The organism is Cupriavidus sp. KB_39, from assembly GCF_052114485.1.
Lineage (GTDB): Bacteria > Pseudomonadota > Gammaproteobacteria > Burkholderiales > Burkholderiaceae > Cupriavidus.
In genome coordinates this window covers 90,777-109,912 of the sequence record NZ_JBFREV010000019.1, presented here as the reverse complement: position 1 = coordinate 109,912, position 19,136 = coordinate 90,777, and the positions used below count along the sequence as shown (strand labels likewise).

16 protein-coding genes are annotated in these 19,136 nt (G+C 68.4%); 11 read left to right on the top strand and 5 right to left on the bottom strand.

Features of this window, described 5'->3' with window-relative positions; translation table 11 throughout:
- On the top strand, positions 1 to 1,710 hold a 1,710-nt coding region (locus AB4Z27_RS15970), incomplete at its 5' end, for a lactonase family protein (protein ID WP_441644809.1).
- A 46-nt stretch (positions 1,711 to 1,756) separates the two neighbouring features.
- Positions 1,757 to 3,754, top strand: a complete 1,998-nt coding sequence (locus AB4Z27_RS15965; protein WP_441644808.1) for a lactonase family protein — start codon at positions 1,757 to 1,759, stop codon at positions 3,752 to 3,754.
- A gap of 12 nt (positions 3,755 to 3,766) precedes the next feature.
- Here the strand turns inward: AB4Z27_RS15965 and AB4Z27_RS15960 are convergent, their stop codons facing one another.
- Genes AB4Z27_RS15960 through AB4Z27_RS15950 form a run of 3 tightly spaced genes read right to left on the bottom strand, consistent with a single transcriptional unit; the run spans position 3,767 to position 7,040 of the window.
- Complete coding sequence (locus tag AB4Z27_RS15960; protein ID WP_092296463.1) at positions 3,767 to 4,516, bottom strand: Coq4 family protein; 750 nt, start codon at positions 4,514 to 4,516, stop codon at positions 3,767 to 3,769.
- Positions 4,517 to 4,548: 32 nt separating this feature from the next.
- Positions 4,549 to 5,517, bottom strand: coding sequence for an alpha/beta fold hydrolase (locus AB4Z27_RS15955; protein ID WP_441593170.1), 969 nt, complete (start codon positions 5,515 to 5,517; stop codon positions 4,549 to 4,551).
- Positions 5,514 to 7,040 (bottom strand): flavin-containing monooxygenase, encoded by a 1,527-nt coding sequence (locus AB4Z27_RS15950; protein WP_441644807.1) that lies wholly within the window; start codon positions 7,038 to 7,040, stop codon positions 5,514 to 5,516. Before AB4Z27_RS15950 ends, AB4Z27_RS15955 begins: the two co-directional genes overlap by 4 nt.
- Positions 7,041 to 7,113: 73 nt before the next feature.
- On the opposite strand from AB4Z27_RS15950, the gene AB4Z27_RS15945 reads away from it, so the two are divergent.
- The 3 genes from AB4Z27_RS15945 (at position 7,114) to AB4Z27_RS15935 (ending at position 9,713) form a co-directional block, all read left to right on the top strand.
- Positions 7,114 to 7,743 (top strand): TetR/AcrR family transcriptional regulator, encoded by a 630-nt coding sequence (locus tag AB4Z27_RS15945; RefSeq protein WP_441644811.1) that lies wholly within the window; start codon positions 7,114 to 7,116, stop codon positions 7,741 to 7,743.
- Between the two features lie 78 nt (positions 7,744 to 7,821).
- Positions 7,822 to 8,745, top strand: a complete 924-nt coding sequence (locus tag AB4Z27_RS15940; protein ID WP_092296451.1) for a bifunctional helix-turn-helix transcriptional regulator/GNAT family N-acetyltransferase — start codon at positions 7,822 to 7,824, stop codon at positions 8,743 to 8,745.
- The gene (locus AB4Z27_RS15935; protein ID WP_441644806.1) at positions 8,742 to 9,713 is read left to right on the top strand and encodes a DMT family transporter; all 972 of its coding nucleotides are present in this window, start codon (positions 8,742 to 8,744) and stop codon (positions 9,711 to 9,713) included. Before AB4Z27_RS15940 ends, AB4Z27_RS15935 begins: the two co-directional genes overlap by 4 nt.
- Here the strand turns inward: AB4Z27_RS15935 and AB4Z27_RS15930 are convergent.
- Positions 9,636 to 10,511 (bottom strand): LysR substrate-binding domain-containing protein, encoded by an 876-nt coding sequence (locus tag AB4Z27_RS15930; protein WP_092296448.1) that lies wholly within the window; start codon positions 10,509 to 10,511, stop codon positions 9,636 to 9,638. The genes AB4Z27_RS15935 and AB4Z27_RS15930 overlap by 78 nt on opposite strands.
- Positions 10,512 to 10,607: 96 nt before the next feature.
- On the opposite strand from AB4Z27_RS15930, the gene AB4Z27_RS15925 reads away from it, so the two are divergent.
- From AB4Z27_RS15925 to AB4Z27_RS15905, 5 genes are read left to right on the top strand one after another with little or no spacing between them, the layout of a single operon-like run.
- Positions 10,608 to 11,486, top strand: a complete 879-nt coding sequence (locus AB4Z27_RS15925; RefSeq protein WP_441644805.1) for an HpcH/HpaI aldolase/citrate lyase family protein — start codon at positions 10,608 to 10,610, stop codon at positions 11,484 to 11,486.
- 49 nt (positions 11,487 to 11,535) lie between these two features.
- Complete coding sequence (locus tag AB4Z27_RS15920; RefSeq protein WP_092296442.1) at positions 11,536 to 12,531, top strand: tripartite tricarboxylate transporter substrate binding protein; 996 nt, start codon at positions 11,536 to 11,538, stop codon at positions 12,529 to 12,531.
- A 26-nt stretch (positions 12,532 to 12,557) separates the two neighbouring features.
- The gene (locus tag AB4Z27_RS15915; protein ID WP_092296439.1) at positions 12,558 to 13,766 is read left to right on the top strand and encodes a CaiB/BaiF CoA transferase family protein; all 1,209 of its coding nucleotides are present in this window, start codon (positions 12,558 to 12,560) and stop codon (positions 13,764 to 13,766) included.
- Between the two features lie 28 nt (positions 13,767 to 13,794).
- Positions 13,795 to 14,649: an amidohydrolase family protein gene (locus AB4Z27_RS15910; RefSeq protein WP_441644810.1), complete on the top strand. Its 855-nt coding sequence runs from the start codon at positions 13,795 to 13,797 to the stop codon at positions 14,647 to 14,649.
- Positions 14,650 to 14,682: 33 nt separating this feature from the next.
- Positions 14,683 to 15,648 (top strand): tripartite tricarboxylate transporter substrate binding protein, encoded by a 966-nt coding sequence (locus tag AB4Z27_RS15905; RefSeq protein WP_092296436.1) that lies wholly within the window; start codon positions 14,683 to 14,685, stop codon positions 15,646 to 15,648.
- Here AB4Z27_RS15905 and AB4Z27_RS15900 read toward each other — a convergent pair.
- A complete protein-coding gene (locus AB4Z27_RS15900; protein ID WP_441644804.1) occupies positions 15,620 to 16,567 on the bottom strand; it encodes a 2OG-Fe(II) oxygenase in 948 nt (315 codons plus the stop codon). The genes AB4Z27_RS15905 and AB4Z27_RS15900 overlap by 29 nt on opposite strands.
- A gap of 383 nt (positions 16,568 to 16,950) precedes the next feature.
- On the opposite strand from AB4Z27_RS15900, the gene AB4Z27_RS15895 reads away from it, so the two are divergent.
- Complete coding sequence (locus AB4Z27_RS15895; protein ID WP_441644803.1) at positions 16,951 to 19,101, top strand: alkaline phosphatase family protein; 2,151 nt, start codon at positions 16,951 to 16,953, stop codon at positions 19,099 to 19,101.
- The last annotated feature ends 35 nt before the right edge of the window (positions 19,102 to 19,136 follow it).

Genomic DNA, 19,136 nt, shown 5'->3' with positions numbered 1-19,136 from the left:
GCGCCGACGGGGGTCTCGGCCTCGGTGTTCGTCGGCACCTATGCCACGGTGGAGACCCGGAACGCCGGGGAAGTCGATATCACCGCCACGGCCACACTGGCCAATGGCAGCCGAGCGACCTCGGTCACCCATCTGGTCGTGCAGGCAGCGCCGGCGAAGTCGTACACGCTGACGCTGTCGCCGTCGAACCTGACCGTGACGGCTGGCGCAGCGGCGCAGACGGTAACGGCAGCCGTACGGCGTTCGGATGGTGTCGATGGGATCGCCGACCTGACCAACTGGACGTGGGCCACCGGTGATGCCACCTTCCCCGTGACGGCAGCAGCGGACGGCCACTCGGCACAGGTCAGCAGCCCTTCGTCGGCCACGTTGGCCGGCTCCGCCGTGCTGGCAGCCTGCGCGGATGCCCCCACCGGCACCCGCCTATGCGCCAATGCCGCGCTGGCTCGCCCGGCCACGCCGCCGCCGCCCACCTACACCGTGGGTGGCACGGTGTCCGGCCTGGCGGCTGGCAAGAGCCTGCTGCTGGCAGGCCCCAATGGCGATTCGCTGGCGATCAGTGCCGACGGCGCCTTCACGCTGCCCACCGCGCTGGCCGCCGCCTCGGCCTACAGCGTCACGGTGTCCGGCCAGCCTGCCGGCCAGACCTGTGCCGTCCAGAATGGCAGCGGCACCATCGCCGCCGCCAACGTCACCAACGTGGCGATCACCTGCGTGCAGGCCCAGTTCGTGGTAGTGGCCAACCGCGGAGACCGGACCCTGTCGGTCTATCGGATCGACCCCGTTACCGGCGCGCTGGCCGCCGTGCCGGACAGCCCGTTCCCGACGGTGAACCAGGTCAACGACATCGCCTTCCTGCCGTCCGGCCGGGTGGGCTATGCGGTGATGGTGGATAACAACACGATCGTCCCCTTCCAGCTGGATGCCGCCACCGGCAGGCTGACCATGATTGCGGCGGCGAGTGCCCCGACGCCGCTCGCGCCTCAGGTCGTCGCGGTGGATCCGACAGGCCGGCATCTCTATGTCGGCGGCCTAGGTACGCTGGCGAGCTTTGCCATCAATCCCGTGACGCAAGCCGCGGAGTTGACGTCAAGCCTGTCCCCAGGCGGATCGGCCAGTGCGGGCGGGGTCGCGGTGTCCGCCGACGGGCAGAACGTCTATGCCACGAGCATCGCGACGGACGCGTTGTGGCACGCTCCCGTCAGTGTGGCGACGGGCTCCCTTACGTTCGCCTACACCCGATCATCGCTTGGCTCACGGCCGATGGGRACGGCCCTGTCACGCGATGGCAGCGCGCTGTACTTCGCCAACATGGGCACCAATAGCTTCGGTAGCTGCACGCTCGATGCCACAGGGGCGATTACGAGCGTCATGGACATGCTGATTGGGGTGTCGCGTCCCATCGACGTCGCTGTCACGCCGTCGGGCCARTTTGTCTATGTMCTYGGTWCAGGGAGCAACAATATCCAGACGATGCGGATCGACCCCATGTTTGGCCCCTTGCCGCTCGCCATCACGCCCGCCAGCATCAGCGGCCAGCGTCTGCGGATCGAGCCGAACGGGCGCTTCCTGTACACGCCGTCCCTCAACGGCACGCTGTACGGCTTCGCCATCGATGCAGGCAGCGGCGCGCTGACACCGGTGCCAGGCAGTCCGTTCGCCACGGGCAACGTCAACGCTGCCATGGCGATTGTCCAGCCGGCGCCATAGGCCAGTCGGATCAAACCATTCCAATCACATTACGGGGTCGGGTTCCATGTTCCTTCGTCTTCCTGCCGGCGCACGCGCGCTCGGCATTGCCTTGCTTGCCGCTGCGGTGCTCACCGCCTGCGGTTCCGATGACAAGGCCGCGCCGGCCCCCTCGGCCACGCCAGCGGCGACCAAGGTGGTGGTCGACACCACCAGCGGCGCGCCGGTGGCTGGCAGCAGCTTGACGCTCAAGGCGACCTTGCTGGCCGCCGATGGGAGCGAGGTCAAAGGCGCCAGCTTTGCCTGGACGTCTTCCGATGAATCGGTCGCCGTAGTCACGGCGGCTTCGGACAAGGCGCCGACGGGTGTTTCGGCCTCGGTCTTTGTCGGTACCTACGCCACCGTGCAGACCCGGAATGCCGGGAAAGTCGATATCACCGCCACGGCGACGYTKGCCGATGGCAGCCGCGCTACCTCGGTCACCCATCTCGTGGTGCAGGCAGCGCCGGCCAAGTCATACACGCTGACCCTGTCGCCGGCAAACCTGACCCTGACCGCTGGCGCGGCGGCSCAGACCGTGACCGCAGCCGTACGCCGCTCGGATGGGGTCGATGGGATCGCCGACCTGACCAACTGGTCGTGGACCACCGGCGACGCCACCTTCCCCGTGACGGCAGCGGCGGACGGCCATTCGGCACAGGTCAGCAGCCCGTCCTCGGCCAGGCTGGCCGGCTCGGCCGTGCTGGCCGCCTGCGCGGACGCCCCCACGGGCACTCGCCTGTGCGCCAACGCCGCGCTGGCGCGTCCGACCGCGCCGCCGCCTACCTACAGCGTCGGCGGTACGGTCACCGGGCTGGCGGCGGGCAAGAGCCTGACGCTTTCCGGCGTGAATGGGGATACGGCGGTTGTCAGCGCCAACGGCGCCTTCACCGTCTCCAGCGGGCTGGCCGATGCCACGCCCTACAACGTCACCGTGTTCGCCCAGCCGGCCGGCCAGACCTGCACGGTGCAGAACGGCAGCGGCACCATCGCCGCCGCCAACGTCACCAACGTGGCGATTACCTGCGTGCAGGCGCAGTTCGTGGTGGTGCCCAATAACATCGATCTGACGATTTCGGTCTATCGGATCGATCCGAATACCGGCGTGCTGGCCGCCGTGCCCAACAGTCCGTTCCCGAGCGTGAACCAGATCAACGACATCGCCTTCCTGCCCTCGGGACTGGTGGGCTATGCGATAGCGGGGGACAACAGCACGGTCGTCGGATTCCGGCTGGACCCGGTCACCGGCGCGCTGGCGGCCATCCCCGGGGCGACGGCCCTGACCCTGCCGGGTCCGGAGGTTATCGCCATGCACCCGTCCGGCAAGTGGCTGTTTGTTGGTGGGCTCGTATCCGTGGCAACGTATGGCATCGACGCCGCGACGTACGCGCTGACGCCTTCGACCACGCAGCCGAGCGGCATGTCGAGTGCCACGACGGGGCTCACCGTGTCCCCGGACGGCCAGTATGTCTACGCGATGAACGCCATGCCGGACCTGCTCTGGAGCATGCCTTTCGATGCGATGACCGGTGTCCTGTCCACGCCGAACACCGCGCCGAGCCTTGGCGCCCGGCCGGGCGGGGGCGCCGTGTCTGCCGATGGCCGTTCCCTGTTCTTCGCGAACCTTTTCAGCAATTCGCTCGGCATCGGCCTGATCGACACCAGCACTGGGATGGTCGCGGCGGTCGCGGACTTCCCGACGGCCGCGGCCGGGCCGACCGATGTCGCGCTCGCGCCTTCGTTCGCCTATGTCCTTGGCTCGATGAGTAACAGCATCGAAGTGTTCCGTCGCAATCTCGCGACGGGGTTGGTCGACTTCAGTGTCGGGAGCACGCCCGCCAGCGTCACCGGCCAGCGCCTGCGGATCGAACCGAACGGCCGCTACCTCTACACGCCGTCCTACACGGGGCCGGTGTATGGATTCGAGATCAATGCGACGACTGGCTTGCTGACGCCGCTGCCGGGCAGCCCATTCGCCTCGGGCAGGGGCAATGTCGGCATGGCGATTGTGCAGCCGACGCCATAAATCGGCGGMTCGTTACGCTGTCCAGGCCTGCGCCGGGTTGCAGGCCAGGTAGCGCGCCGGTTCGGCAATCCCGAGCCGGGCGCGCGCCGCGTCCATCGGCTCGTGCAGCAGGGTTTCGTAGTCTTCCCCCAGCAGCCAGCCGGCACGGCGGCCCCGGCGGTAGCCTTCCAGCACAGCGCGGGCGAAGGCCGTGCTGCGCGAGACGCGCAGGCTTTTCAGGGCGGCGGCCACGGCGATGAAGGCCCAGCCGGTGCCGCCGGTCTGGGCGTAGCTGAAGGCCACCAGCGCCGCCTCGCCCAGGCTCTCATCGGCGCGATAGCCGGTCAGGACGTGCCAGATGTCGTGGATGTCCCGCGTGCGGCGCCCAAACCACAGATAGGCGTCCTCCATCACCGGCTCCTGGTTCAGGTTCGACACCTTGGCCAGTCCATCGGCGCTATAGCCGGTCTTTTCCAGAAATTGCCGATAGGCAGCGCCCACCGTGCCCGGCGCGAAGCTGGCGATAAAGGCCGGGTCGGTGAGCCGCTCGGCCAGTTCGATGCGCTGGTAGGCCAGCCGCCGCCCCTGCCGCGTACTGAGCAGGCGGCGGTAGTTCTTCGGCATGGCGGGGCCGTTCAGCGCCCGCATGATGAGGAAGACCTGCTCGGTGTCGTTGCCGTCCGCCAGCAGTTTGCGCACGGCGCGGAAGGCGGTGAGCAGGTCGCGCTGGTAGGGATCGGACGCAGTCGAGGGGGCGGGAGAGGGGGAAGCGGAACTGGCCATGGCAGGCTCCTCGGTCATCACGGGCAGGAAGGTCAGGCGGGCACCGCCGCGCGCAGGCTGGCGGCGGCGTTACGCACGAAATCAACACTGGCCTCGACGGCCGTCACCGGCAGCATATGCCCGCCGGCCACCAATGTCAGCCGGGCTGCCGGCAGCTTGGCGACCAGCGCCTCGCCGTTCTCGCGGTAATCGAGAATGCGGTCCTCGCGGCCGAACAGGATGCTGACCGGCATCTTCAGATCGCCATAGGTGGGCAGCAGCGGCGGCAGGCTGTGCGCCACGCCGTGCAGGTCTTCGGACGCCCCGAGGAAATGGCCGGGCCGCAGCCCCAGCAGGCCGCCGCCGCGCGTGGGGAAGTCCGCTGGCGCCGCGTCCGGGCCGAAGACGACCTCCATGACCTGCTCGCGGTTGCGGATCGACATCGGAATCAGCAGCGTCCAGGCGATCAGCTTGCGCATCAGCGCGCTCTGCATGGCCATCGCCTTGAACACCGGCGAGACCACCTCGGGCGGATGGGTGAGCGGGGCGATCAACGCCAGCCCGCCCACGCGCGCCGGGTGATAGGTGGCCAGCGCCAGCGCGATGGCGCCGCCGAGCGAATGGCCGACCACCAGCGGCTGCTCCAGCCCGAGATGGTCAATCAGCGCGGCGAGCGTGTCGGCCTGCGCGCGCAGGTCCGCCGGGGCGCCGGGCGTGCGGGTGGAGTAGCCGGCGCCGGGGCGGTCGACCGCAATCACGCGGAAGTCACGCGCCAGCGGCGCGATCATGCCGTAGTCGAAATTGGCGAGCTGACCGGCCAGGCCGTGCACCAGCAGCACTGGCTGCCCCTCGCCACGCTCCACCACGTGCAGGCGGGCGCCGGGCACCTCGACGAACCGGCCGGTGGGCGGCAGGGCCGCCTCGATCTTGCGTGCCGTGCGCCAGGTGAACAGGAACAGCAGCGCCAGCGGTACCAGCACCACTATCGCTATGACGAGTACGAAAATCAGCAAGGCATTCATGATTGGGCTTCGGCGAGGGGGTCTTGGGTGGGCATCGTGGTGGCCTGCGTGGTGTCGAAGCGGAGCACGCCATCGTCGATGCGGCCATGGCGGATCGTCAGCATGTCCATCAGATAATTCTGATACACGCGCCACGGCTTGCGGTGGCCCTGGCGCGGCAGCACGGCGGCGGCGCGCTGCACGTAGCCGGAACTGAAATCGAGGAAGGGCACGCGCTGCACGTCCGGGTCCACCTGCGGCAGGGCGTAGCGATGGCCGTGGTGATCCATGTACTTGAGCAGCCGGCAGACGTACTCGGCGGTCAGGTCGGCCTTCAGCGTCCAGGACGCATTGGTGTAGCCGAAAGCCAGCACCAGGTTCGGCACGTTGCTCAGCATCATGCCCTTGTAGGCGAGCAGCTCGGACGGCCGGCGCGGCTGGCCATCCACATGGACGGCGATGTCCCCGAGCATGTTCAGCTTGAGCCCGGTGGCCACCACCACCAGATCGGCCGGCAGCGTCTSGCCGGACTTCAGCACGATGCCATCTTCGGTAAAGCGTTCGATCTGATCGGTGACGATGGAGGCGCGGCCGTTACGGATCGACTGGAACAGGTCGCCATCGGGCACCAGACAGACGCGCTGGTCCCACGGGTTGTAGCGCGGGGTCAGGTGCGTGGCGGCGTCGAAGCCCGGCTGGAGCTGCGCGGCGGCCATGCTGACCAGCCGCTGCTTGACCTTCTCGGGCCGGCGGCGGGCGAGCTGGAAGAAGAACATCCCCAGCAGCACGTTTTTCCAGCGCGTGGCGCGGTAGGCCAGCCGCTCCGGCAGCAGGCGCCGCAGCTTGTTGGCGATGGCGTCCTCGCCGGGGCGGGTCACGATATAGGTGGGCGAGCGCTGGAGCATGGTCACGTGCGCGGCGGTGTCGGCCATGGCCGGCACCAGCGTCACGGCGGTGGCGCCGCTGCCGATCACCACCACGCGCTTATCGGCATAGTCGATCGACGGATCCCAGAAYTGCGGGTGCACCATCTGGCCCCGGAAGGTTTCCTCGCCCGGGAAGGCGGGGCGGTGCCCCTCGGCATAGCTGTAGTAGCCGGCGCAGACGTAGAGGAAGCGGGCGCGCAGCCGCACGCGGACGGCCGGAGTGGTGTTTTGCGCACGTTCGGCGTCGATGGTCCAGCAGGCGTCGCGGCTGTCCCACGCCGCGCCCACCACCTTGTGGCCGAAGCGGATGTGGGGCGTGATGCCGGCTTCCTCGGCGGTTTCCTGGATGTAGCTGAGGATGGACGGGCCGTCCGCAATGGCCTTGGCGCCGCGCCACGGCTTGAAGCGGTAGCCGAGCGTGTACATGTCCGAGTCGGAGCGGATGCCGGGATAGCGGAACAGGTCCCAGGTGCCGCCCAGGGTGTCGCGGGCTTCGAGGATGGCGAAGCGCTTGTCGGGGCAGCGCTGCTGGAGCTGGCGGGCGGCGCCGATGCCGGACAGGCCGGCGCCGACGATCAGGACATCGAGGACTGCGTCATCGGGAGTGGGGGCGGTCATGACGGGCATCCGGATCTTGGGAGTTCTGACAACATAGGTTGTCAGACGCCATCTGACAATAGGGAATGTCATACTGGCGCCCATGACTGCCGAGCTGATCCCCGCCCGCCGCTATCGCGGCGCCGAAGCCGAAGAGCGGCGCGCCCAGCGMCGCGCCCAGCTGATTGCCGCTGCCGTGCAGGTCTACGGCGAGCGCGGCTACCAGAACGCCACGGTCAAGGCCGTGTGCGAAGCCGCCGGCCTGACCGAGCGTTACTTCTACGAATCGTTCGCCAATAGCGAAGCGTTGCTGCTGGCTTCGTTTGAAACGGTCACGCACCGGTTGCTGTTGCGCATCGAACAGGCGGGCGAGGATGCCGGGGGCGATGGCGAGCATCGCGCGCTGGCTATCCTGCGTGCTTATTTCGGCACATTGCAGTGCGAGCCCCGCTCGGCCCGGGTGTTCCTGGTGGAGATCCGGGGCGTGAGCCGGTTGGTGGACGAGGCGCTGGGGCGGTCCCTGCGCGAATTCGGCGGACTGCTCGCCCGGACGCTGCTGCCGGGTGCGCCCGAGCCCGATCCGATGCTGCTGGCCGGCGTGGCGGGCGGCATCATCCACGTGGCGCTGCACTGGATTCGTCACGAGCATGTGCCGGAGGTGGATACGGTGGCCGCTACCGCGCTCCAATTGGCGCTGGTGTTGAAACTGGGCGCGAGGGACTGAGCGCGTCCATCGGAATTTCTTGATTTATTTGCCTGAGGCAACAAATAATTTGCCTCAGGCAAATAAATCGTCCCCGACATGTCTCCCAATCCGCAAGTTCTTGCGCGCGCCGAAACCGTGCGCCGCTTCAATCGCTTCTACACCCGCCAGATCGGCCTGCTGCACGAGCATCTGCTGGAAAGCGAGTTTTCTCTCACCGAAGCCCGGATCCTCTACGAGCTGGCCCATCGCACGGGCCTGACCTCGTCCGACCTGTGCCGCGAACTGGGCCTGAACGCCGGCTACCTGAGCCGGGTGATCGCCGGTTTCGAGAAGCAGGGGCTGGTCGCCAAGACCCGCTCGCAGGCCGATGCCCGCGTCAGCGAGCTGGCGCTGACCGATGCCGGCCGGGCCACCTTCGAGGTACTGAACCTGGCCTCGCGCAACGAGGTGACCGCGATGCTGGGCCGCATGACCGAGTCCACCCAGCAGCAACTGGTGGACGCCATGACGCAGATCGAAGCCCTGCTCGGCGAATCGACCCCGAGCTACATCCTGCGTGACCCGCAGGCGGGCGACATGGGCTGGGTCGTGCGCCAGCAGGCGGTGCTGTACACGCGCGAGTACGGCTGGAATAGCGAGTTCGAGGCGCTGGTGGCGGAGATCGTCGCCAAGTACCTGCGCGACTACGACCCGAGCGCCGAGCGCTGCTGGATTGCGGAGAAGGACGGCAAGGCGGTGGGTTCGGTGTTCGTCGTGCGGCATGACGCGGAGACCGCCCAGCTACGCATGCTCTATGTGGATGCCAGCGCGCGCGGGCTGGGTATCGGCCATCGGCTGGTGGATGAGTGCCTGCGCTTCGCGCGCGGGGTGGGCTACAAGCGGATGATGCTGTGGACCAACGACATCCTSACCGACGCSCGCAAGATCTACGAAAAGGCCGGCTTCACGCTCGTGGAGGAGGAGGCCCACCACAGTTTCGGCAAGGATCTTGTCGGTCAGATCTGGGCGCGGGATCTGTGAGGGGCGACCCCTCGGCCATCGTCGCGGCCGCGCTGACTGGCATTCTGGTGGGCGCGGCGATGGTGTCGACCCGGGCGGTGTCKGCCGATGCGTCGCCRGCCACGYTGGCCTTCCTGCGCTATCTGATTGGCCTGTGCGTGCTGATCGGGCCGGCCTGGCTCGGCATGCGCRCCCGGACCCGCACCCGCTTTGCCCGGAAGGATGCGGCGGTGCTCGCCGGGCTGGGCGTGTGCCAGTTCGCCGTGCTGATCGTGCTGCTGAACCACGCGCTCGGCGTGCTCTCGGCCGCCACCTGCGCGCTGGTTTTCTCGACCATGCCGCTGTTCACGATGCTGCTGGCCGTGCTGAGCGGGCAGGAGGCGTTCAGCCTGCCCAAGCTGACGGGGCTGGTTTGCGCCGTCTCGGGCGTGGCGGTGTTGCTGCATGGGGCGCCCCTCGGTGGCACCGGCGGCGGCACACACCTTGGTGCGATGGCCGCGCTGATCGGGGCGACCGTGATCGGCGCCGTGAGCAGCCTGTTGGTTCGGCCCTTGCTGCAGCGCTATCCCGCCTTGCCGACCAGCGTGCTGGCGATGTGCGCGGCGGTGGTGTTCCTGCTGGCGCTCTGCGCGACGACCGGGCAGCCGCTGTGGCCGTCCCTGTCGTTGAGGCAGTGGGGGCATGTCGCGTTTATCGGGCTGTCCAGCGGCGTGGGGTACTTTTGCTGGCTCTGGGCGCTGACGCGGCTGGAAGCGAGCCGGGTCGTCGGCTTCCAGGCGCTGGGGCCGGTGRCGGCGGCGGTGCTGGAACTGCTGGTGGGTCGCCAGTGGCCGTCGGGGTCGTTGCTGGTGTCGATTGCGYTGGTGGTCAGCGGGCTGCTGATCACCCAGCAGGGCCGCACGGTCGCGCGATCAGGTACCCGCCGCCAGCCGGGCCTGCTCGAGGAAGGAGCGGATCACGCTGGCCCCGGGCGACGTCCGGCGCCATAGCAGGCCGAAGCGGCGCGGCTCCGGCTCGATCGGCAGATGGAGCTTGGCGATATGGAGCCCGGCGGTCAGCGGCGAGGCGATGTCCGGCACCAGCGACACCCCGAGCCCACGGTCCACCATCATGGCGATGGCCAGCAGCGAACTCAGCTCGAAGCGCTCCTGCGCGGGCGTGATGCCGGCCCGGCGCAGGTAGTCGCTGGCCTGCTTGCCGCCGCCCAGGCTGCGGTCATAGCGGATCAGGGGCCGGGTGCGCAGGAGTTCGTGCGGATCGGCGTCGCGGTCCTGCGCCGGCGCCAGTACCACCAGCGGCTCCTGCCGCAGCAAATCCCAGGCGAAGGTCTTGGGAAGGGCGAAGGGCGGATGCAGGCAGACGGCGGCATCGAGTGATTCATCCTTCACCGCATCGAACAATTCGTGGGACAGCGCCGAGCGGATATGCACCGACACCCCGGGGTGCACCGCCGCGAACCGCGCGAGCGCGTCCGGCAGCAGGCTGTGCAGCGCGGTGTTGATCGTGCCGATGCGCAGTTCGCGTACGGCGTCCGCCTGATTCACCCATCCCCTCAGTTCATCCACTTCCCGCAGCAGGGTCACGCAGCGCTCCGCCAGCCGTCGCCCGGACTCGGTGGGCGCCACGGTACGGCCGGCCCGGCCCAGCAACGTGGTGCCGAGTTGCCGCTCCAGCACCTGGATCTGCTGCGAGATCGCCGCCGGGGTCACATTGAGCCGCCGCGCGGCTTCCGCCAGCGTGCCAGTYTCCACCACCAGCGCGAAAGCCTTCAGGTAAGCGGTTTCCATAGAATTTCTAATGTACGAACGTAGTAAAGGATAGTTTATCTTTTTCATCGGTTCGCGGACACTGCCTGTCACCCCCACGGAGATACGGTATTCGCCATGAGAAGCAAGCTGTTCGTGCCCGGTTCACGCCCCGAGTTTTTCGCCAAGGCGCTGGCGAGCGATGCCGACGCGCTGTCGTTCGACCTCGAGGACGCGGTGGCCSAGGAGAAGAAGGGCGAGGCCCGGGYGCTGCTGTCCGGCYTGCTGCGCGCCGCCGAGACGCGCGCCAGCACCAAGACGCTGATCGTGCGCGTCAATGGTCTCGATACGCCACATTTCGAGGCTGATCTGGCGGCGGTGGTCGTGCCGGGTTTGCATCTGGTGAACCTGCCCAAGCCGGAAAGTGCCGATGACGTGCGCCGCGCGGCGGCGGCCATCGAACAGGCCGAACGGGCCAATGGGTTTGGCGATAGTGATGCGAAGGTTGGACTGCTGCTGAATATCGAAACGCCCCGGGCGCTGCGGCTGGCCGCCGAACTGGCSGGCGCCCATCCGCGYGTGGCGGGCCTCCAGCTTGGGCTGGGCGACCTGTTCGAGCCGGCTGGCGTACATCGACGCAATACGGCGGCGATTGCCTCCGCCATGTTCGCCGTGCGGATGGCGGCCGCCGAGGCCAATGTCTATGCCTACGACACGGTGTTCGCCAATATCCGCGACACCGAGGGCTTCCGCGCCGAGGCCGAGATGTCCCGCCAGATGGGCTTCCTGGGCAAGAGCTGCATCCACCCGAGCCAGATCGCGCTGGCCAACGAAGTCTACCGGCCGTCCGACGAGGAAATCGCCCACGCGCTGCGCGTGGTGGTGGCTGCCGAGGAGGCGGACGCCAAGGGCGTGGGCGCCTAYGTGGTGGACGGCAAGATGATCGATCCCCCGTTTGTGCGCCGCGCGCAGGCGATTGTCGAGATTGGCCGGAAGCTTGGATTGATCGCCGCCTGATCGGATTCCCCGCAGTATCTATATAAAAAACACACAGGAGACAAACACCATGACGAATCCATCGTCGCTGCGTGCCGTGGCATGCCTTGGCCTGACGGTTGCTGCAACGGCCGCGATCTCTGTGCCGGCTGTGGCCGTCGCCGAGGGCGCCTACCCCTCCAAGCCCATCACCCTGATCGTGCCGTACCCGCCGGGCGGCTCGAACGACATCTTCGCGCGCATCGTGGCCAAGGAGATCGGCGAGGAACTGAAGCAGCCCGTGGTCATCGACAACCGCCCCGGCGCGAGCGGCAACACCGGCACCGGCCTGGCGGCCAAGGCGGCGCCGGACGGCTACACGCTCGTCGCGGTGTCCTCCAGCATGACCACCAACGCGGCCATCCAGAGCAAGCTGCCGTTCGACGCCGTGAAGAGCTTCGCGCCGGTGGCGATGGTGGCCCACGGGCCGTTCATCGTGGCGGTCAGCAATGACTTCCCGGCCAAGACGCCGCAGGAGCTGGTCAACGCCATCCGCGCCAATCCGGGCAAATACAACTACGCGTCGTCCGGCCCGGGCAGCGTCAACCAGTTCGGCACCGAACTGCTCAAGGCGCAGGCCGGCAAGCTCGCCATCACCCACGTGCCGTACCGGGGCATGGGCCCGGCCGTGACCGACCTGATCGGCAACCAGACGCAACTGCTGATCTCCAGCGGGCCGTCGCTGCTGCCGATGGTGCGCGCCGGCAAGGTCCGCGCCGTGGGCATCACCAGCCTGAAGCCCAGCCCGATTGCGCCGGATCTGGTGCCGATGGCCACCGCCGTGCCCGGCTACGAGTTCGAACTCTGGTGGGGCTTCCTGGCGCCGGCTGGCACCCCGCCGGCGATTGTCGCGCGGCTCAACGCGGCGGTGAATCAGGCGCTGGCCAAGCCCGCCGTCAAGGAGGCGATCCTGAAGGAAGGCGCCGAGGTCACGCCCGGCACGCCGCAGAAGTTCGCCGAGACGATTGCCGCCGATGTGACCCGCTGGAAGGCGCTGGCCAAGCAGCAGAACATCGTCGCGGATTGAGTATTTAGAGAATTTTCGGAGTGAGTATGCAACCCAACACCAAGGGCCAGACCGAGGGCCAGGCGGGCGGTTTCGGCGCGCCACGGGCAGGACAGCCCGGTCCGCTGAGCGGCGTACGCGTGCTGGACCTGAGCGCCTATATCGCGGGGCCGTACGGCTGCTCGCTGCTGGCGGATCAGGGCGCGGACGTGATCAAGGTGGAGCCGCCCGTCGGCGACAACCTGCGCAAGTACCCGTCCACGCTGGAGACGGAGTCCCGCGCCTTCCTGGGCGTGAACCGCAGCAAGCTGGGCGTGGTGCTCGACCTGAAGGCTCCGGCCGATCTGGAGCGACTGCTGGCGCTGGTGCGCGAGGCCGACGTGCTGGTGCACAACTTCCGGCCCAGCGTGCCGGGGCGGCTGGGGATCGGCTACGCGCAGTTGGCCGCCGTCAATCCGCGCCTGATCTACTGCGCGGTCACCGGCTACGGCGAGGCCGGGCCGCTCAAGGACAAGGCCGGCTACGACCAGGTGCTGCAAACCATGACCGGCATGTGCACGCTGCAGGGCAAGCACGGCGGGCCGCCCGAGATCCTGTACGGCTCGGTGGTGGACTACTACGCCTCGGCGCTGGTGGCGGGCGGCGTGGCGTCCGCGCTCTATGAGCGGGAGAAGAGTGGGGTGGGGCAGTACGTGGGCGTGTCGCTGCTGCGGGCGGCGCTGACCATGCAGTCGGCCCGCATGGTCTGGGCCGATTCGGAGCCGCGCGACGTGGGGCGCGACATGCGCTCGGGCGGCATCACCGGCATCCATCCCACCCGGGACGGCTATCTCTACATCTCGGCCAACACCCCGCACTTCTGGCGCGCCCTGTGCGAGAAGACGGGTTTGGGGGAATTGCTCTCCACCGACCGCTACGACAGCGTGCGCAAGCGCGCCCAGCATCAGGGCGAGATCCTGCCCAAGCTGCACGCGGCCCTGCAGCAGCGGTCGGCGCTGGAATGGGAGGCCGAGTTCGGCGAGGAAGTGCCCTGCGCGGCGGCGCGCTCGGTGGAAGACATGTTCGATTTCCCGCAGGTGCTGGCCGAGGAGATGGTGACGACGTTCGATCACCCGGTGGTGGGCCGCTATCGCGGCTTCACGCGCGCCGTGAAGTTTGGCCGCACGCCGGGCCCGGAGCCGTTTGCCGCGCCGGCGCTGGACCAGCACGGGGACACCGTCCGCGAGGCGGCCGACCGGCTGGCTGGCCGTGGCTGAGGGGGAGACCGAGGCTGGCTTCCATCCCGTGCCGAACAGTTCGGCCAGCGCCGCGCCACGCAGCACGGCATGGCCGGACGCCTGCGACGCCCATCTCCATATCTACGACTCGCGTTTCCCGGCCATCGCCCCGGCTGTGGCCAACGCCACCGTGGCGGACTACCGGCGCGTGCAGGCGCTGCTGGGCACGCGTCGCGCGGTGATCGTCCAGCCCCGCTGCTACGGCACCGATCACRGCTGCACCCTCGATGCGATTCGGCAGCTTGGCATCGCCAGCACGCGCGGTGTGGGGGTGGTGCGGCCCGATGTGTCCGACGAGACGCTGGAGACGCTCCATGCCGGCGGTATCCGGGGCATCCGCTTCTCGTTGTACACCCCGGCCCACGCCGTGGTGGGCTTCGAGATGGTGGAGACGCTGGCGCACCGCATCGCCGAACTGGGCTGGCATCTGCAACTGCACTGGACYGCCGACCAGATCGTCGCCCATGGCGACCTGCTGGCGCGGCTGCCCACGCCGCTGGTATTCGACCATCTGGCCCGCCTGCCGCTGCCCGGCGGCACGGCGCACCCGGCGTTCGCGCTGGTGTCCAGGCTGCTGGCGGAGGGCCGTGCGTGGCTGAAGCTGTCGGGCGCCTATCTGGATTCGATGGTCGGCGCCGGCGGTGGGTATGCCGACATCGCGCCGGTGGCCCGTGCGTGGGTGCAGGCGGCGCCGGAGCGGCTCGTCTGGGGCAGCGACTGGCCCCATTCCACCGAGCCGCACGCCAAGCCGGACGATGCCTTGCTGTTCGACCTGCTGGCCGATTGGGCCGGCACCGAGTCGGCGCGCCGCCGCATCCTGGTGGACAACCCCGCCRCGCTGTACGGATTCGAGGCCGCGTAAGCCGGTCCATAGAACTCAAGAACGGAGACAACCATGAGCAAGACCCTGCAACGCCTCGGCAAGGCCGTGGCGACCCTGGCTGCGGCCGTGCCGCTCGCCGCTTTCGCCTTCCCGGACAAGCCCATCCGCATGGTGGTGCCGTACTCGGCCGGCGGCGGGGCGGACAACACCGCGCGGGTCGTCGCCCAGAAGGTGGGCGAACTCCTCGGCCAGACCGTGGTGATCGACAACAAGCCGGGTGCCGGCGGCGTGATCGGCGCGGACGCCGTGGCGAAGGCCCCGGCGGATGGCTACACGGTGCTCTACGACGCCTCGGCCTTCGCCGTGAACGGCGCGCTGCGCAAGCTGCCGTTCGACCCATCGGCCGATTTCATTCCGATCTCGCTGGTCGCCACGGCGCCCCAGATCCTCGTGGTGGCCATCAACGCGCCGTACAAGACCGTGGCCGAGTTCATCGCTGCCGCAAAGAAGACGCCCGGCAAGCTGACCTACGCGTCCGCCGGCGCTGGCACGGGTTCCCATCTGGCCGCCGAGATGTTCAACGAGCAGGGCAAGATCGAATTGCTTCACGTGCCATACAAAGGCGGCGCGCCGGCGCTGACCGATGTGATGGGCGGCCAGGTGGCGTCCTACTTCGGCAATACGGCCTCTACGCTCCAGTACGTGACCGGCGGCAAGCTGCGCGCGCTGGCGGTGACCTCGAAGACGCGCCTGAAGGCGCTGCCCGATACGCCGACGCTGGCCGAGAGCGGCATGCCGAACTACGAGGTGCTGGAGTGGAACGGCGTCTTCGTGCCCAAGGGCACGCCGCCGGACCGCGTGCAGACCATCGCGAACGCGGTGCAGAAGGCGGTGGCGGACCCGGCCGTGCGCGCCAAGCTCCAGCAGGCCGGGCTCGATCCGGTCGGCAACACGCCGCAGGCGTTCAAGAGCTTCCTGCACACCGAATCGACGCGCTGGCAGGCGCTGGTCAAGGCGCGCGGGATTCGGGTGGAGTAAGTTCCTGGCGCTCGGCTTCGGCGGCGTGCACGAAGCGCCGCTGCCGCATCCACTTCGTCGCCACCCATTTCTCGCCGGCCAGCACTTCGGCGGCTGCATGCAAGGTGCGGCCGTCTAGCTGGCCGTGGTCGTCGCAGTACTCGAAGTACAGCGCATTGCCCTTGCGCGGCACCACGGACAGGCCGATCTCGGGGAAGAGCGTTTCCCCGCCCGCCGGCACGTCGTTCAGGTAGATCACCATCGTGCTCACACGCTGCCCACTGCGCGCAATCGACGCCCGATTGGCGGCGTTGTTCGGCATCAGGAAGTCGAAGTGCGGGCGGCTCTGCGCCCCCGGGGCGTAGCGCAGCACCTGCAAGCCCTCGCCGTTCTCCATCGGCATCTGCATCAAGGCTGAAATGCGGGCGTCGAGCGTAGCCAGCCACGGCGCCTCGGCCAGGCGGAAGAACATGCCCTCGCTGGTGCGGTCCGGGCTCACGATGTGCTCGCCGGTGCGTGGATCGACAAGGGTCGATGGCGCGAGGCGAGGCCGCGCCGCCGCCATCAATGCATCGCACTCATCATGGCTGAGCACGCCTTCGAGCACGGCCACCACGGGGCGCTCGGTGCGGGATAGCACGGGTACGTCGCGGTCGCCACCGTGCAGCACCGACGCACGCGGCAGCCGGGGCTGGGCTGGCGCCGTGGCGGGGGCGGTGCGCTCCACCGTGATGCTGCCCTCCGGCAWTGGCAGTCCCTCGCGCAGCACGCGGGCGAAAGCCTCCACCAGTTCGCGCGCCACGTCCGGCGCAAAGCGCTGCGCGGCCAGCGCGCGCACCAGTTCGTCCGGACGGCCGCCGCGCTGCAAGGCCTGCACGATCCAGTCGCGCAACTCGGCGGTGAAATGCAGCGTGGCAAGCTGGCGCGGCGGGGTAGTCAAGGATTGGGGCGAGGCGTGCATGGGACGGCATGGGTAACGGGCGGCGCCAGTATCCCGGCATTGCGCGCGGCATGCAACCGGTTGCCGGCTTGAAATTTTCTGTAAYTTTCGTGTGGTACCGGAGCAATCAAACGGTCATATTTGGCTCCTAGGATCAGGGCCGCTGCACACATGACAGGGAATCGCGTACCGGCTTTCCCCCGTCGAAAAACTCCCTCGCGCAGGCGGGCCACCCGCCAGAACCATCGCGACGGGGCGGGCTTTTGGGTGCGGCACTCCAACGATACCCACTACATATCGCCCTAGCCCGGCGAGCCAAAAATACAATGCACCCAAACCACCACAGCTTTGTTCCGTTACTCACGGCGCTGGCCGCAGCCGCCATGCTGACCGCCTGCGGCGGCGATGACGGCGGCACCCCGGCCGCGTCCACGCCCAACGCCACCCCGGCCACGGTCAGCGGCAGCGTGATGGGCACGGCGATCAAGAACCCGACTGGCGTCGCCCAATCGTCCGCCACGGGCGTGGACTACGCCAAGAGCAGCACGGGCGATGCCGTCCAGCAGACCATCGTCCCCATCGCCTATGCCAACGCCACCGTGTGTGCCGACACCAACGGCAACGGCGCGTGCGACAGCGGCGAAGCCTCCACCCGCACCGGCGCCGATGGCCGCTTCACGCTGACCACGGCGGCCACGAGCCTGGTGGCCGTGGTCGGCACGGACGCCACCTACACGGACGCCAGCGGCGCCCCGGCCAAGGTCGCCAGCAAGCTGGTGCTGCGCAGCGCGGCCGACCAGGCGGCAAATGGCGCTCAGGTAGTCATCAGTCCGTTATCGACGGAAGTGGTGCGCCTGACCGAAGCCGAATCGCTGACGGTGGCCGATGCCAAGACCGCCATCGCCAGCCGGCTGAGCCTCACCGGCGGCACCGCCGATGTGACGGTCAAGGCCGATGACGTGCTGGCCCTGCCGGCCAGCGTGGCCGACGCCCACGCCGCCACCGCGCTGCTGACCGAGTCGAACACGCTCGCCGGGCGCTACACGCTGGCCTCGAAGATCCTCGACCGTGGCTTTATCAGCGATGCCGCCACCGATCCGGTCACCACACTGAAGGCTGCGCAGGACGCTGCGTTCAACCCGGAAGGCATCCCGCGCTACGACCACCTGTTCGTGGTGGTCTTCGAGAACCACAGCAACCAGACCATCGACGATCCGGCCTACCCGAACTTCTACAAGTACCTGAACCAAGAAGGCAACAAGGCGGCCAACTATTTCTCCACCGGCAACCCCAGCGAGCCGAACTACATCTCGCTGGCCAGCGCCGACGACTGGGGCGTGGCCGACGACAACGCCTGGAACTGCCTGCCGGCCGGCGACACCGCCAACCAGCCGACCGACGTCTACCAGCCGCTGGCCGCCTGCAACGCCGACACCAAGGTCCACAACCTCAAGGGCCGCCGCAACCTGTTCACGGCGATGTACAACGCCGGCATGGGCACGCGGGTGTACAGCGAGTCGATGGACCCGGGCCAGGACCCGCGCAAGGACGGCGCCGGCAACGCGGCCATCACCGCCGTCAACGTGACGTCCGGCGCGGGCGCCACCGAGCCGATGATCTCCAGCCTGTACAAGACCAAGCACCACCCGGCGGTGAATTTCGACGAGGTGCGCAATCGTCCGGACTTCTTCAAGAACCTGAACCGTACCGTGGGCGGCGGCCAGTGGGATGCGGCCATCCAGACCTATGCGCAGGGCCACGGCATCACCTGGAACACCCACCAGTTCGAGGATGACCTGAAGAGCGGCGACGTGGGCGCGCTGAACTACATCGTCCCCGACCAGTGCGATGACATCCACGGCACCGGCTCGGCGGTGGCGGACTGCACCTCGGGCGTGCCGGGCATCAAGCGCGGCGACGCCTACGCCAAGTACCTGGTGGAGACCATCAAGGCATCGCCGGTGTGGCAGAACACCAGCCGCCGGTCGGCCATCGTCATGCTGTTCGACGAGGGTTCGAGCTTCTTCGGCAGYTCGTCGTGCTGCGGCTGGAACGTGGGCGGTACTGYCACCAGCGGCGCTCCGCTGGACGAAGGCATCACCACGGCGATTCCGCGCTACAACGGCGGCAACAAGGGCGATGGTCCGACCATCTTCGGTCTGCTGACCAACCAGCCGGGCGCGCCCAAGCAGGTCATCGACTCGGATGCCTACAGCCACTTCTCGTTCGTGCGCACGATGCAGGACATGTTCGCGCTGGCCGACCCGGGCGTGCCGACGTCGTACATGAACCGCTCGAAGTACACCGAGCAGTACATCGCCCAGAACCTGGCCAATCTGGCCGAGTACTCGGGTAGCGCCAACACCCACTTCGATTCGGTGCGTCCGATGAACCACAACTACGTGGTCAAGGCCGGCGATATCGTCTCGGGCGGCGCCACGCGCGGTGTGAGCGGCAGCGGCACGCTGAGCGGCGGCAACACGGCCAGCGGGCCGGATGCCACGCAGACCAATATCTGGGCGATCAAGTCCTGATGTGGCGGGGCGCCGGGCGCGCGGCGCAGGCCGTC

What these genes read in the sequence shown, in the direction of transcription:
- AB4Z27_RS15960 (WP_092296463.1), bottom strand. Translation starts at nt 4,516, where the DNA reads ATGGCCAGTTCCGCTTCCCCCTCTCCCGCCCCCTCGACTGCGTCCGAT.
- AB4Z27_RS15955 (WP_441593170.1), bottom strand. Translation starts at nt 5,517, where the DNA reads ATGAATGCCTTGCTGATTTTCGTACTCGTCATAGCGATAGTGGTGCTG.
- AB4Z27_RS15920 (WP_092296442.1), top strand. Translation starts at nt 11,536, where the DNA reads ATGACGAATCCATCGTCGCTGCGTGCCGTGGCATGCCTTGGCCTGACG.
- AB4Z27_RS15915 (WP_092296439.1), top strand. Translation starts at nt 12,558, where the DNA reads ATGCAACCCAACACCAAGGGCCAGACCGAGGGCCAGGCGGGCGGTTTC.
- AB4Z27_RS15905 (WP_092296436.1), top strand. Translation starts at nt 14,683, where the DNA reads ATGAGCAAGACCCTGCAACGCCTCGGCAAGGCCGTGGCGACCCTGGCT.